The organism is Acinetobacter tandoii DSM 14970 = CIP 107469 (assembly GCF_000400735.1).
GTDB lineage: Bacteria > Pseudomonadota > Gammaproteobacteria > Pseudomonadales > Moraxellaceae > Acinetobacter > Acinetobacter tandoii.
The window spans coordinates 332786-345995 of the sequence record NZ_KE007365.1 but is presented as its reverse complement, the minus strand read 5'-3'; the positions used below and the strand labels follow the sequence as shown (position 1 = coordinate 345995).

Sequence of the window (13210 nt, the reverse complement as noted above, 5' to 3'; positions counted from 1 at the left end):
CCCGAAGTGCCAATCAGGGTCAGTTACACAAAAGGTGAAGTTTTATTTTGCTTCAAGCCAAGCAGTTAAATCTGCCATCACTTTTGCAAACTTCTCGTTTAGTGGCGCGCCACCTTGTGCCAAGTCAGGTTTACCACCACCTTTACCACCAAGCTCATTTGCCAAGTGTTTGATGATGTCACCCGCCTTTATAGAAGCAGTAAATTCTTTTGCTACAGATGCGATCAAGCTAACCTTGTCACCCTCTACACCTGCAAGAACGATTACTGCATTTTCTAATTTTGATTTCACACCGTCATGAAGGTTGCGAAGTGCTTTAGCATCCATACCTTGAACGGTTGTGATTAACGTTGTGCGACCTGCAAGTGTTTGAACTTGGCTTAAAAGTTCCGCAGCTTGCAAGCTTGCTAATTTCTGATTGAGTTGTTCAATCTGTTTTTGCAATGCAGATGAAGTTTCAACAATTGCTTCAACTTTTTCTACAGTTTGATCTTTCTGAGCTTTCAATACACCATTGATATGCACAATATCTGCTTCAGCTTTTTGTACAACTTCTAAAGCTTTAGTACCTGTTACTGCTTCAATACGACGTACACCCGCAGCTACACCACCTTCAGAAGTGATTTTAAATAAGCCGATGTCGCCAGTACGTTGTACGTGAATACCACCACATAGTTCAATCGAGAAGTTCTTCTCTTCAATAATTGAACCCATTGAAAGAACACGAACCTCATCGCCATACTTTTCACCAAACAACATCATCGCACCTTTGGCTTTTGCAGATTCGATGTCAAGAAGTTCAGTGCTAACAGCAGTATTTGCGATCACCTCAGCGTTGACCAAACGCTCAATTTCTTGAAGTTGTTCAAATGAAACTGGCTGATCGTTGGCGAAGTCAAAACGTAAAATATCACTAGCAACTAAAGAGCCTTTTTGCTGGACGTGTGAGCCTAGAATTTGGCGCAATGCAGCATGTAAAAGGTGAGTTGCAGAGTGATTACGCGCAGTTGCGGCACGAATATCTGCTTTTACGATGGCGTCAACAGTTTGTGATGCTTTTAGATGACCAACAGTCACGATGCCTTGATGGACAAATGCACCGCCTGATTTTTTAGTATCTTGAACTTCAAAAATACCAGTTTCATTTTTGAAGATACCTGTATCACCAATCTGACCACCACTTTCAGCATAGAAAGGTGTTTGATTCAACACGATGAGGGCTTCATCACCTTCAACGACTTCATCAACTTGCTCACCATCTTTATACAAGGCAATAATTTGACCTTGTCCAGCAGTTGCATCGTATCCGTCGAATTGTGTTTCACCTTCAACTTTTACAACGCTGTTGTAGTCAATCGCGAATTTACCAGCATCACGTGCGCGTTGGCGCTGTGCAGCCATTTCAACTTCAAAGCCCGCTTCATCAATGGTTAAATCACGTTCACGTGCGATGTCAGCAGTTAAATCAGTTGGGAAGCCGTAAGTGTCGTAAAGTTTGAAGACCACTTCACCTGGGATTACAGAACCTTTCAGTTGAGCCAATTCAACTTCAAGCAATTTCAAACCTTGCTCTAAAGTTTTAGCAAATTGTTCTTCTTCTTTCAGCAATTGCGCTTCAATACGTGCCTTTTGTGCTTCAAGTTCTGGATATGCAGCACCCATTACTTCAATTAAAGGCTGCAACATTTTATGGAAGAATGAGCCTGTTGCACCCAATTTGTTACCGTGACGCACTGCACGGCGGATGATACGACGAAGCACATAACCACGACCCTCATTTGAAGAGTTTACACCGTCTGCAATCAAGAAGCAGCAAGAACGAGCATGGTCAGCAACCACTTTAAGTGAAGCAGGGTACTGAACAGGCGTACCATTTTCTTTTGCTTCAGCTTCTAAGGCTGTTGTATCTAAACCAATAATTTCCGCCGCAGCTTTTAATAGGTGTTGGAATAAATCGATTTCGTAGTTTGAATTTACATGTTGTAAAACAGCAGAAATACGTTCCAAGCCCATACCTGTATCAACAGAAGGTGCTGGAAGAGGGTGAAGCACGCCATCCGCAGTACGGTTAAACTGCATGAATACGTTGTTCCAGATTTCAATGAAACGGTCGCCATCTTCTTCAGGTGTGCCTGGTAAGCCACCCCAAATATGATCGCCATGGTCAAAGAAGATTTCAGAACAAGGACCACAAGGACCTGTATCACCCATTGCCCAGAAGTTATCTGATGCGTATTGACCACCTTTGTTATCACCGATGCGAATAATGCGAGAAGCATCTAAACCAATTTCTTTGTTCCAGATGTCAAATGCCTCATCATCAGTGTGATAAACCGTGGCATACAGTTTGTCTTTTGGTAGTGCTAACCATTTATCGCTGGTCAGGAATTCCCATGCAAATTTGATGGCATCGCGTTTGAAATAATCACCAAAAGAGAAGTTACCTAACATTTCAAAGAATGTATGGTGACGTGCTGTATAACCGACGTTATCTAAGTCATTGTGTTTTCCGCCAGCACGGACACACTTTTGCGATGAGGTCGCACGTACATAATCACGTTTTTCAAGACCTAAAAAGCAGTCTTTAAACTGGTTCATACCAGCATTTGTAAATAATAATGTTGGGTCGTTGGCGGGTACTAGAGAACTCGACGCGACACGTGTATGCCCTTGCGATTCAAAATAGCTTAAAAAAGCTTCGCGAATTTCAGCTGATGTCATAAAACGAGTACTCACAACCAAGTCACTCCATAAATCTTGAATTTGGCTAAATGTATTGTTTATAGGTGGTTTTAGCACATTCTATAAAATACAGGCTTAATTTTTTAAAACGCCAAATTATAACGGAAAAAGCCCCATGCACAATCACTTTACTATGAATTAATGACAAAACTATGGAATTGTAAGTCATCCTTTAGTCTGTATTTATTTTATGTAAATAAACTTTTTAAGATTTTCTAAATTGAGTGAACACAGTAGAAGGGGCTGTTTAGGTTGAATTGGGTGGTATTTTTCGTCAAGACGGTCATTTTTTTAATTTTATGCTGGATTTGCAAGAAAACATCTTGGCTAAAGTACAAAATCTATTAACATAAGGCAGCTTAAATTAAGGTTTCATACAAAGGAAAAGTCATGCAAAAAGTGGCGATTAATGGATTTGGTCGAATTGGTCGTAACGTTTTACGGGCTTGGTTCGAAAATCCTAAAGATTTCCATTTTGAGATTGTAGCAATTAATGATATTGCTGATGTTGAAACCTTAATTCACTTGTTTAAGTACGATACGACACATGGTCGCTTCAAGGGTAAAGTTGAACTTGAGCATGAAAATGGGCAAATTTATTTGCATATTCACGCAGGACTTGCCAGTCTAAAAGTTCAAGTTTTGTGTGAGGCTGAACCTGCCCATTTGCCTTGGCAACAGTTAAATATTGATGTGGTGCTGGAATGTACGGGTTTATTCCGTTCACGTGAAGCGGCTACTCGACATATTCAGGCAGGGGCAAAGCGTGTGATTATTGGCGCTGCGCCTTTTGATACGGTCGATGTAGCGATTGTTTATGGTGTGAACCATCATGAAGTGAAAGCTTCAGATCAAATTATTTCCAGTGTGTCTTGTACCACGCAGGCATTAGTACCTTTAGTTAAAATTATTGATGATGCTTTTGGGATTCAAACGGCATTAATGACCGAGATTCATGCTGTAACCGCTGATCAATCGGTTTTGGATCATGCTCATCGAGATTTGCGTCGCGCCCGTGCATCGGGGCAAAATATTATTCCAACGACATCTTCGGCTTTAGGGGCATTAAAGCAAGTGATGCCGAAAATGGAAAACCGCATTGATGGTTATTCTATTCGTGTTCCAACTATTAATGTGGCTGCGATTGATTTGAGCTTTGTGTCGCAATCGCCAGTTACCGTACACAGACTGAACGAAGTGTTGATTGGTGCAGCAGAAAGTGATTATGCTGAAATTATGCAAGTGACCGATGAAGCATTAGTGTCTAGTGATTTTAACCATTCACCTTATTCACTGATTGTAGACTTAAGTCAGACTATGGTGGTGGGGCATCAGGCGAAAGTATTTGCTTGGTATGATAATGAATGGGGTTATGCCAACCGCTTACTAGATTTATGTGAATCTTTTGTATAAGTTATCAAGCACCTTATTTCGTTCTGCAAATAAGGTGCTTTAGCTATTATTCTTCTTCAGTCTCGTTCAAAAAGCCTTCTTGAATTTCTTTAGGCATATCTTGATGCCACCAAGTGTAGATTTCGGCTTTGATGTTGAGATCTTCATCTGGATCATTAAACGGTTCATCGTCCTCACGAACGAGCTCATCACCTTCAAATTTAAACCAGAACTCCCACGGGTCATCATCACCACAACCCCATGCTTGTACATGTAATGCAGGGACTAAGGCTTTTAAGAAAAACAGGATGGCTTCCATAATGTCATCGCCAGCCGAACCGTGGACAAAGTGCAGAATACTAAATCCCGCAAGTCGATAGACAGTTTCTGGTGCAAGGTCATACTCGATTTGATCCACTTGATCGATAAGTTCTTGTGCAAGTTCGGCACCATACTCAGCGTTGATTCCGCTAGCCAATTGCACAAAAGTCACTGGGTTGTCTTGATGTTGTTGGAACAGATGGTCGAGTTGATCCATGATGACGCTATCAGGATGGTGATAGTAAAGATTGCTATGTAATTCCATAGTGATGATCTCAATAAACAGTTTTTTTCTAAAGTTGAATAATTGTTAGCGAATTGAATATATCGATTGATGTGCATTTCTGGAACAGAAAACATGTATCAAAATATCATTGATGTAGATTTGGTTGTCTTTCTTGATATAAATGACATACATGAGGAGTGAATATTTGAAAAATATCGAGTTTATCTTTTACTTTTTATAAAAAATTAGAGTCATCTGACATATTATAAAAGAAAGACATAATGACAATGAGAAACATATGATGATGTTAATCTGGGGATTTATCCTGCTATTGGCAGTTGCAGTTATTTTTCTGGTGTGGTTTCAGTTTAAACAGCAAGGTGAAAGTACAGGAGATATAGAGTATCAGCAACATCTTGAGCAGAAAGTGGTACATCTTGAAGAAAATTTAAAGAAAACGCTTGAAATTATGCAAGACCTTGCTAAAAAAATGCATGTACAACAAGAAGTAATTGATAAAACTGTAAAAAGAACGCATCAATTGGAATTGCAAAATGCTGAATTAGTTAGCTTATTGAGCAAATCAGTCGAGCAAACAAATCGCTAATGCTGAGTCAACTACGCCAATTTTTTTAAATCAAAATTTGGCGTAGTAATGCTGCACTTAACATACTAATGACCACAGTCGAAAGTAGCGGTAGCCGAGATGCTGCCAACAAAGTAATTACGATTGCAATTAAGTCTGCTGGGTTATCTTTGACAAAATAAGGTGCAATGACTGAAATCAGGACACAGCCTGGTACAACTTCTAAAATCCTTTTATGTTTGGCCGACAAGGTTTTATTTTTTAATAAAACATAGCCCAATAAACGGGTCAAATACGTGGTAAGGGCGATGAATAGAATCGCAATCAAAGTGCTGGCATGGATCATTCGTTTTCTCCTATTAAGAAAAATGCAGATGCGATGCCACTGATTGCACCTAAAGGGACATGCCAACCTGCGGGTAAATATAAATAGGCAATCGCGGCAACGACCAAACTGACTAACCAAGGTCGTGCTGCAGCAAAACCAGTCCACATTCCGCGCAATAAAACTAAAATAATGGCTGGGAATGCCATATCAAAACCATAAGGGTGAATATCGCCCAAAACTGGACCAAGAACAGCCCCTAGGGTGGTGACTGATACCCACATGACATATAACGCTAAGCAAACTCCTGCGTAGTAGGGCATATTAAATGCATGCCTTAGTCCAACTTGATGAATCCTTTTTTGTGCGTTGGATAATCCTAAGGCCCAACTTTCATCGCAAAGGAAAAAGAGTGCAGGGTAGACTTGATGGTCAGGTAAATGTCTTAAATAGGGGACGAGGCTTGCTCCCATAAGGAGATGTCGACTATTGATTAAAAAGGTGATGAACATCAGTAGTAGGAATTGCGGAGGGTTGGTCCACATTTCTAAGATGGCAAATTCTGACCCACCTGCAAAATTTAATCCTGTAAGCAGGGATACTTCTACAATGGAAAACCCTTTTTGTGCCGCTTGAGTACCCAGTACCAACGCCAAAGGAACAAAACCAAGCAACATGGGCAATGTTGTTTTAATGCCACGCAAAAACTCATCTTGGTTTTGACTGTTTAAAATCAACGAATGCGATGAGCTGCTTTTAAAAGTGGACATGGGGGAACCTCACAAAGTAGAAGGTTATTTTAAAAACTTTATGATGATATTTGACGCTAAAATAAGCGGTATTTGGGGTAGGTTGAGCATAAAATTGCTTTAAATTTAAAATATAAAGTATTTAATGCTAAAAGGGTGGATATGGATAAAATTGACCGGCGCATCTTGCAGACGCTACAGCAAGATGGAAAATTGGCGAATAATGAATTGGCGCAGCGAGTTGGTTTATCGGCTTCACCATGCTTGCGTCGCGTGAAGCAGCTAGAAGATGCTGGGATTATTGAAAAGTATGTGGCTTTGGTGAATCCACAGAAGGTAAATTTAGGCTTAACTGTATTTGCACGAATTTGGTTAAAAGGGCAAGATGCAAAAACGGTCAATCACTTTATTGATTCAGTCCGTGAAATTCCTGAAATCGTGGAATGCCAATTAATGGCAGGGGATTGTGACTTCTTTTTAAGAATTGTGGTGTCTGATTTAGATGCTTATCGAAAATTCCAAATTCAGCATTTAAATAAAATTACAGGTATTCAGAACGTAAAAACTGAAATTCCACTTCAGAGTATTAAACAGACAACTGAACTGCCTCTATAACTACAAGTGCATAGAAAGAAATCAATTTGTTGATAACAATCGTTGACTTAGTGTGTGATTGAATGATGCGAAATTTGTGCAGGGAATGGTATTAAATGTAAAAAATCTCAGTGCATGGTGTGAACTATCGTGCTAAACTAGGAGAAATCGGGTGTGCTCCCGATTTTTTTATGCGGATTACTTCCGCGCTGACAAGAATTTAGGTTTACAACATGCCCATTTCAGAGACATGGTTATTACCTGATGGTGTAGCTGATGTATTACCAGAGCAAGCGCAAGTAATTGAAAACTTGCGCCGTGACGCCTTGGATTTCCTCGCATCTCGAGGTTATCAGTTGGTGTACACGCCGTTTATTGAATACATAGAATCCCTTTCTTCTTTATCCGAATCAAATCACGATTTAGACCTTGCAACTTTTAAAGTAATCGACCAATTATCTGGACGTTTGCTTGGGGTGCGTGCGGATATGACGCCACAAGTGGCGCGTATAGATGCACATGTTCATCCTGTGGAAGGTGTGGCTCGTTATTGTTATGCAGGTACTGTTCTACATACCAAGCCGCAAGGCTTTAATACCACACGTGCGCCATTACAACTGGGTGCAGAATTGTTTGGTTCTGACAGTATTGATGCTGATGTTGAAATGGTCGATGTAATGCTGGGTCTAATTGAAAAAGCAGGTCTGGTCGATGGTATCCATCTGGATTTAGGGCATGTGGGTTTATTCCGTAGCTTGGTTAAGCGTGCGGGTTTAAACAAAAATACTGAACGTGAACTATCAGATCTTTATCAACGTAAAGCATTGCCTGAGCTGGCAGAATTTACGCAAGATTTGAGCTTCGGTGCTGACTTTTATGCATTGGGTCGTTATGCAAGTGATCTAGAAGCATTACAGACTCATCTTAGTGCAGAAATTTTAGCAGATACAGCATTCAAACATGCTTTGGATGAGTTAAAAACCACACAGTCTGCAATTCAGGCACGTTGGCCAAATCTACTGATTGGCGTTGATGTTGTTGAATTACGTTCATACCACTACCACACAGGTTTGATGTATGCCGTGTATGCACCAAACCGAGCTGCTTCTTTGGCACAAGGTGGTCGTTATGACGGCATTGGTGAACATTTTGGTCGCGCGCGTCCTGCAACAGGTTTTAGTTGTGACTTATATGCACTCAGTGCAGGGCAGTTTAATGCAATCTCTGTGGTTGTTGCGCCTAAAGGTATGAATGCTGATTTACAACAAGCGATTGCGTCGGTTAGAGCACAAGGCTTAAGTGTAATTCAGTTATTGGGTAATGATGATTTAAACTCTATTCCAAATGCAACACATCAACTAGTTGATGTTGCTGGTGAGTGGCAAGTTAAACCAATTTAACCACTGCGAGTAGTGTTCATGTCACTACTTGGAGTTTTAATTTTAACAGCATGATGTAATGAGGCTATTATGGGCAAAAATGTTGTGGTACTTGGTACCCAATGGGGCGACGAAGGTAAAGGTAAAATCGTCGACCTGCTCACAGATCAAGCGGCTGCGGTAGTTCGTTATCAAGGCGGACATAACGCAGGTCATACTCTCGTGGTTGGTGGTAAGAAAACTGTATTACACCTCATTCCATCAGGTATTTTACGTGAAAACGTATTGTGCTTAATTGGTAATGGTGTTGTGCTTTCACCAGAAGCGTTAATCAAAGAGATGACCATTCTTGAAGAGCAAGGCGTACCAGTTAAAGAGCGTTTACGTATTTCTCCAAACTGTCCATTGATTCTTCCGAACCACATTGCACTTGACCAAGCACGTGAGAAAAAGCGTGGCAATGCAAAAATCGGTACAACGGGTCGCGGTATTGGTCCAGCGTATGAAGATAAAGTTGCGCGCCGTGCAGTACGTGTCGCAGACTTGGTACGTGGCGGTGAAGCATTAAAAGCACAATTGGCTGAAGTGTTGGATTACCATAACTTCCAGTTAACTCAATACTATGGTGTTGAAGCGGTTAAGTTGGAAGATGTGATTGCACTTTGTGATCAATGGTGTGAAGTTGTTGCTCCGTTAGTGGTTGATGTAACTACAGAATTACACAACTACCGTAAAAACGGTGACAACATTATGTTTGAAGGCGCTCAAGGTTCATTACTTGACGTTGATCATGGTACATATCCATTTGTGACTTCTTCAAACACGACCGCGGGTGGCGTAAGCTCTGGTTCAGGTTTGGGTCCATTACATTTAGACTATGTTTTAGGTATCACTAAAGCGTATACAACACGTGTAGGTGCAGGTCCATTCCCAACTGAATTGCATTACGATGCAGCGACAGATACAGGCGATGCAATTGGTCGTCACTTAGGTACTGTAGGGCATGAGTTTGGTGCTTCTACAGGTCGTCAACGTCGTTGTGGTTGGTTCGATGCAGAAATTCTTCGTCGTTCTGTAGACGTAAACTCACTTTCAGGTATTTGCTTAACTAAACTTGATGTATTAGACGGTTTAGAAGAAGTGAAGATCTGTGTGGGTTATGAAAATACAGATTCAGGTTGTGTAGGTTCTTCTGATGCGCTTGCGTATGAAAACTTAAAACCAATCTACGAAACAATGCCAGGTTGGACAGAATCAACAGTTGGTGCAACCAGCGTTGAACAGCTTCCACAAAATGCAATTAACTACATCAAGCGTATTGAGCAGTTAATTGAATGCCCAATTGATATTATTTCAACGGGTCCAGATCGTGCAGAAACTATCGTATTGCGTCATCCATTTGATGCTTAATCGATACTAGTTCATTCTAAAAAGCCTCGCAGATGCGGGGCTTTTTCTTGTGTATTTAAATTGAAAAATTTTACGGTTTTGAAATCCAGACTAAAGTTGCATTTGCTTGTACACTTTTTCAAAATAGCCTTGATACAATAACTTAACAGTAAATCTGGATTTAGGCAGGATGCACAAAAATATTTCAAATACCATTTTATATTCTTTAATTTTTGCTATGGGCGGTGCGCCCACGATTGCCATGATGATTATTGAAGGGCAAACCACTGATCCTAATGTAATTTATAATGCTTTAATTGGATTGTCTGTGATTATTGCTTGTGTTTTGGTGCCTATTGTTCTGATTCAAAATGCCTATTTATGGTTTAAACGTAATGATGAGAAATTAGCAGAAAAAATCAAACCTGTAGGGCAGGTTTATCTCGTATTGAATGTGGTGTGTTTAATTTATTGGTTAAGTTACCAGTTTATGTATTAAGTCAATTACATAAATACTATGTTTATGAAGTTGTTATTCATTCAAAGCTCCACATTGATTGCTTATAATGCGCATATATTAAAGTGATCCAAGAGTGGTGGAGATTAAAATAATGAAGAACAAACTGATGTTGAGTTTGTGTGTGGTAGGAGCTGTCACACTTTCTGGTTGTACAACAGTTGCTGATATGGCGGGTGCAGATACAGCATCTTTAAATGTTGCAGCAACCCAAGGTTTTAACAAAACTGTTCAGGAAGCTCGTGGGAACAATACGCTAGATACCTCCTCTTCGACGTATAAACGAATTTATTCAGTATTTACGCGCTTGAAACCTTATGCTGATCAAATGAACCAAACAGGGACTAAATTTGATTGGCAATTAGCAGTATTAAAATCTGATCAAGTCAACGCTTATGTAGCACCAGGTGGTAAGGTTGTGTTCTACACTGGTATTGTAAACAAACTCAACCTGACTGATGCTGAAATTGCTGCAGTGATGGGTCACGAGATGATTCATGCTTTAGAAGAACATGCAAAAAACAAAATTGGTGCTCAAGCATTAACAGATCTAGCACTAGGTATTGGCTTGAGTTATGCAGGTGATAGTGTAGGCCAATTGGGTGCTGCGGCTGCACAGTTGGGGACACAAGTTGGCGTGGGCTTGCCTTACTCACGTAGCCTAGAAAGCCGTGCTGACCAAGGCGGATTGATGCTCATGGCAAAAGCAGGCTATAACCCTCAAGCTGCAATTACGCTTTGGGAAAAAATGAACAAGCTGGATGGTGCAGGTGGCTCATCGTTCTTGTCAACTCACCCATCGAACAGTCAACGTATTGATGCAATGCGTAAAAATTTACCAGCAGCGCAAGCGGTATATAACAAGCGCTAATTGTTTGGTTGGAGTGGAAAAAGGATGCTGTGGCATCCTTTTTTGATTTGAGAGTATCTGTATTTTAAACAGAAGATGAGTCTACGGTAGGTGAAGCAGTGCTTCAACTGAGTGAATGACAGTGAAATCTCTATGGTGCAGGATTGGGTTGCTGACGGTGAATTGCTTCAATGCCTTGAATTACTTCGGAAGGCAGATCAAGTTCAAAGGCAGCGATATTTTCTTTAAGTTGATCTAGGTTGGTCGCACCAATAATGGTACTGGTCACAAAAAACTGTTGTTTAACAAAAGCGAGTGCCATTTGTGTCAAACTTAGACCGTGTTGCTCTGCGAGAAGTGCATATTGTTCCGTTGCCCATTCGCTTTCTGGATTGCTATAACGGCTAAAACGTGAAAATAAGGTAATTCGTGCATTCGCTGGGCGGGCACCATGACGGAATTTACCCGTTAGGTAACCAAAGGCAAGTGGGGAATATGCCAGTAGTCCTACACCTTCATATTTTGCTATTTCAGCCATTCCAACTTCATAACTACGATTCAGTAAATTATATGGGTTTTGCACACTCACGATTTTTTCGAGGCCTAGTTGCTCTGCTAAATGGATAAACTTCATAGTTCCCCATGGAGTTTCATTAGAGAGTCCAATGTGGCGAATACGCCCTTTTTTAACTTCATTCGCTAGTGCGAGCAATGTGTCGGCAAGTGCTGTAATTGGTTTTTCGTCTAAGGCTTCTGCATTACCATAGCCCAGTTTGCCAAAGAAATTAGTGTTACGCTGCGGCCAATGTAGTTGATAAAGATCAATATAGTCTGTTTGTAAGCGTTTGAGTGAGTCGTCTAGGGCAGAAGCAATTTCATTCGCAGTAAAACGAGTTTGTCCGTCACGAATATGGCTTCCCCCTTGTGAGGGGCCAGCAATTTTAGAGGCAATAAATAATTGATCACGACCACCATGTTGCGCAAGCCAATTCCCAATAATGGTTTCCGTACGACCTTGCGTTTCAGGTTTTGGTGGGACAGGATACATTTCTGCGGTATCCCAGAAGTTGAGCCCATGCTCTAAAGCATAATTCAGTTGTAGAAAAGCTTCTTGCTGTGTGTTTTGTTCACCAAAAGTCATGGTACCCAAACAAATTTCTGGAACAAGAATGCTACTATCGCCTAATGGTTTGAATTGCATAAAGACTATCCTGAATAAGAGCTGAACAATTTTTTCAGACTATCGTAAACAGGTAAGTTTGTTAATGAATACTTGTAGGTTGTTTTGTGAAAAAATTGAATTAGTTAGCATAAAAAAAGCAAATCATTCGATTTGCTTTTCTAAGATAATCAGAAGAATTACTCTTCATCATCTTCATAGTCATCATCAGTGTTGGGCTGTTCTAAAGACGCATCAAAAATAAGAATTGCTTTACCGTCAGTTTGAATCATGCCTTGATCTTCGAGGGTTTTGAGGACACGACCAACCATTTCGCGCGAACAACCTACAATACGACCAATTTCTTGACGTGTAATACGAATTTGGCGACCATTTGGTAAAATCATGGCTTCAGGCTGTCCTGAAAGATCAATCAAGCAGCGCGCAATACGACCAGAAACATCAATGAAGGCGAGGTCTGTTACTTTACGTGTGGTGTTTTTTAAGCGTCGAACCAATTGAGCAAATACTGCATAGCTCAAGTCAGGGTATTGTTTACTTAACTCATGGAAGTTTTCATAGGTAATTTCAGCAATTTCACAAACATCACGTGTACGCACTTCTGCAGTACGTTGTGGATTTGATTCGAAGAGCCCCATTTCCCCAAAGAAGTCCCCAGGGTTTAAATATGCAACTACAATTTCACGCTCATCATCTTCACGTAAAATAATAGATACTGACCCTTTTAAAATCAAATAAAGTGATTTTGATTCCGTCCCTGCATCAACAATGGTGGTACGTTTAGGGTAACGGTTAATATATGCTCGTTTTAATAATGCTTTGACTGATTCAGGTAATTGACCTGGCGATAGCGCATCAGTGCTCAGCTGTGAAAAGTTTGAAGTCATGCTTTTGGTTTCCGAAAATGGATAAATAATAGATCGCACAAGACCTAAAATGAACTTGTCACACTGAAGAGGT

At 40.5% G+C, this 13210-nt stretch carries 13 protein-coding genes; 7 read left to right on the top strand and 6 right to left on the bottom strand.

Going from position 1 to position 13210, the window contains the following annotated elements; all coding sequences use genetic code 11:
- Positions 1-42: 42 nt before the first annotated feature.
- Positions 43-2736, bottom strand: a complete 2694-nt coding sequence (alaS, locus tag I593_RS05495) for an alanine--tRNA ligase (RefSeq protein WP_171069579.1) — start codon at positions 2734-2736, stop codon at positions 43-45.
- Positions 2737-3132: 396 nt separating this feature from the next.
- Between alaS and I593_RS05490 the strand changes: the two genes are divergently transcribed.
- Positions 3133-4155, top strand: a complete 1023-nt coding sequence (locus I593_RS05490) for a type I glyceraldehyde-3-phosphate dehydrogenase (RefSeq protein ID WP_016166579.1) — start codon at positions 3133-3135, stop codon at positions 4153-4155.
- A gap of 46 nt (positions 4156-4201) precedes the next feature.
- Here the strand turns inward: I593_RS05490 and I593_RS05485 are convergent, their stop codons facing one another.
- Complete coding sequence (locus I593_RS05485; protein ID WP_016166578.1) at positions 4202-4720, bottom strand: hypothetical protein; 519 nt, start codon at positions 4718-4720, stop codon at positions 4202-4204.
- A gap of 262 nt (positions 4721-4982) precedes the next feature.
- Here I593_RS05485 and I593_RS05480 point away from each other — a divergent pair, with 262 nt between their 5' ends.
- Positions 4983-5288 (top strand): hypothetical protein, encoded by a 306-nt coding sequence (locus I593_RS05480; RefSeq protein ID WP_026441095.1) that lies wholly within the window; start codon positions 4983-4985, stop codon positions 5286-5288.
- A gap of 25 nt (positions 5289-5313) precedes the next feature.
- Here I593_RS05480 and I593_RS05475 read toward each other — a convergent pair whose 3' ends face one another.
- Both I593_RS05475 and I593_RS05470 read right to left on the bottom strand, forming a co-directional pair.
- Positions 5314-5613, bottom strand: coding sequence for an AzlD family protein (locus tag I593_RS05475; RefSeq protein ID WP_016166576.1), 300 nt, complete (start codon positions 5611-5613; stop codon positions 5314-5316).
- Positions 5610-6362 (bottom strand): AzlC family ABC transporter permease, encoded by a 753-nt coding sequence (locus I593_RS05470; protein ID WP_016166575.1) that lies wholly within the window; start codon positions 6360-6362, stop codon positions 5610-5612. Before I593_RS05470 ends, I593_RS05475 begins: the two co-directional genes overlap by 4 nt.
- A gap of 141 nt (positions 6363-6503) precedes the next feature.
- Here I593_RS05470 and I593_RS05465 point away from each other — a divergent pair, with 141 nt between their 5' ends.
- From I593_RS05465 to I593_RS05445, 5 genes are all read left to right on the top strand, one after another.
- Entirely contained in the window at positions 6504-6956 is a 453-nt protein-coding gene (locus I593_RS05465; protein WP_016166574.1) for an Lrp/AsnC family transcriptional regulator, read from the top strand.
- A gap of 212 nt (positions 6957-7168) precedes the next feature.
- Complete coding sequence (locus I593_RS05460; protein WP_016166573.1) at positions 7169-8335, top strand: ATP phosphoribosyltransferase regulatory subunit; 1167 nt, start codon at positions 7169-7171, stop codon at positions 8333-8335.
- Between the two features lie 69 nt (positions 8336-8404).
- Positions 8405-9724 carry an adenylosuccinate synthase gene (locus tag I593_RS05455; RefSeq protein ID WP_016166572.1) on the top strand — a complete coding sequence of 440 codons (1320 nt, stop codon included), beginning with the start codon at positions 8405-8407 and terminating at the stop codon, positions 9722-9724.
- Between the two features lie 169 nt (positions 9725-9893).
- Complete coding sequence (locus tag I593_RS05450) at positions 9894-10202, top strand: hypothetical protein (protein ID WP_016166571.1); 309 nt, start codon at positions 9894-9896, stop codon at positions 10200-10202.
- A 112-nt stretch (positions 10203-10314) separates the two neighbouring features.
- Entirely contained in the window at positions 10315-11091 is a 777-nt protein-coding gene (locus I593_RS05445) for a M48 family metallopeptidase (protein ID WP_016166570.1), read from the top strand.
- A 130-nt stretch (positions 11092-11221) separates the two neighbouring features.
- Here the strand turns inward: I593_RS05445 and I593_RS05440 are convergent, their stop codons facing one another.
- Together I593_RS05440 and crp are read right to left on the bottom strand one after the other, a co-directional pair.
- Positions 11222-12271, bottom strand: a complete 1050-nt coding sequence (locus I593_RS05440) for an NADP(H)-dependent aldo-keto reductase (protein ID WP_016166569.1) — start codon at positions 12269-12271, stop codon at positions 11222-11224.
- A 158-nt stretch (positions 12272-12429) separates the two neighbouring features.
- Positions 12430-13137, bottom strand: coding sequence for a cAMP-activated global transcriptional regulator CRP (gene crp, locus I593_RS05435; RefSeq protein WP_016166568.1), 708 nt, complete (start codon positions 13135-13137; stop codon positions 12430-12432).
- Between the last annotated feature and the right edge of the window lie 73 nt (positions 13138-13210).

Excerpts from the sequence above, each read along its gene's own strand:
- crp (WP_016166568.1), bottom strand. The coding sequence starts at position 13,137 with ATGACTTCAAACTTTTCACAGCTGAGCACTGATGCGCTATCGCCAGGT.
- I593_RS05480 (WP_026441095.1), top strand. The coding sequence starts at position 4,983 with ATGATGTTAATCTGGGGATTTATCCTGCTATTGGCAGTTGCAGTTATT.
- I593_RS05490 (WP_016166579.1), top strand. The coding sequence starts at position 3,133 with ATGCAAAAAGTGGCGATTAATGGATTTGGTCGAATTGGTCGTAACGTT.
- I593_RS05440 (WP_016166569.1), bottom strand. The coding sequence starts at position 12,271 with ATGCAATTCAAACCATTAGGCGATAGTAGCATTCTTGTTCCAGAAATT.
- I593_RS05445 (WP_016166570.1), top strand. The coding sequence starts at position 10,315 with ATGAAGAACAAACTGATGTTGAGTTTGTGTGTGGTAGGAGCTGTCACA.
- I593_RS05450 (WP_016166571.1), top strand. The coding sequence starts at position 9,894 with ATGCACAAAAATATTTCAAATACCATTTTATATTCTTTAATTTTTGCT.
- I593_RS05455 (WP_016166572.1), top strand. The coding sequence starts at position 8,405 with ATGGGCAAAAATGTTGTGGTACTTGGTACCCAATGGGGCGACGAAGGT.
- I593_RS05475 (WP_016166576.1), bottom strand. The coding sequence starts at position 5,613 with ATGATCCATGCCAGCACTTTGATTGCGATTCTATTCATCGCCCTTACC.
- I593_RS05465 (WP_016166574.1), top strand. The coding sequence starts at position 6,504 with ATGGATAAAATTGACCGGCGCATCTTGCAGACGCTACAGCAAGATGGA.
- I593_RS05470 (WP_016166575.1), bottom strand. The coding sequence starts at position 6,362 with ATGTCCACTTTTAAAAGCAGCTCATCGCATTCGTTGATTTTAAACAGT.
- I593_RS05485 (WP_016166578.1), bottom strand. The coding sequence starts at position 4,720 with ATGGAATTACATAGCAATCTTTACTATCACCATCCTGATAGCGTCATC.
- I593_RS05460 (WP_016166573.1), top strand. The coding sequence starts at position 7,169 with ATGCCCATTTCAGAGACATGGTTATTACCTGATGGTGTAGCTGATGTA.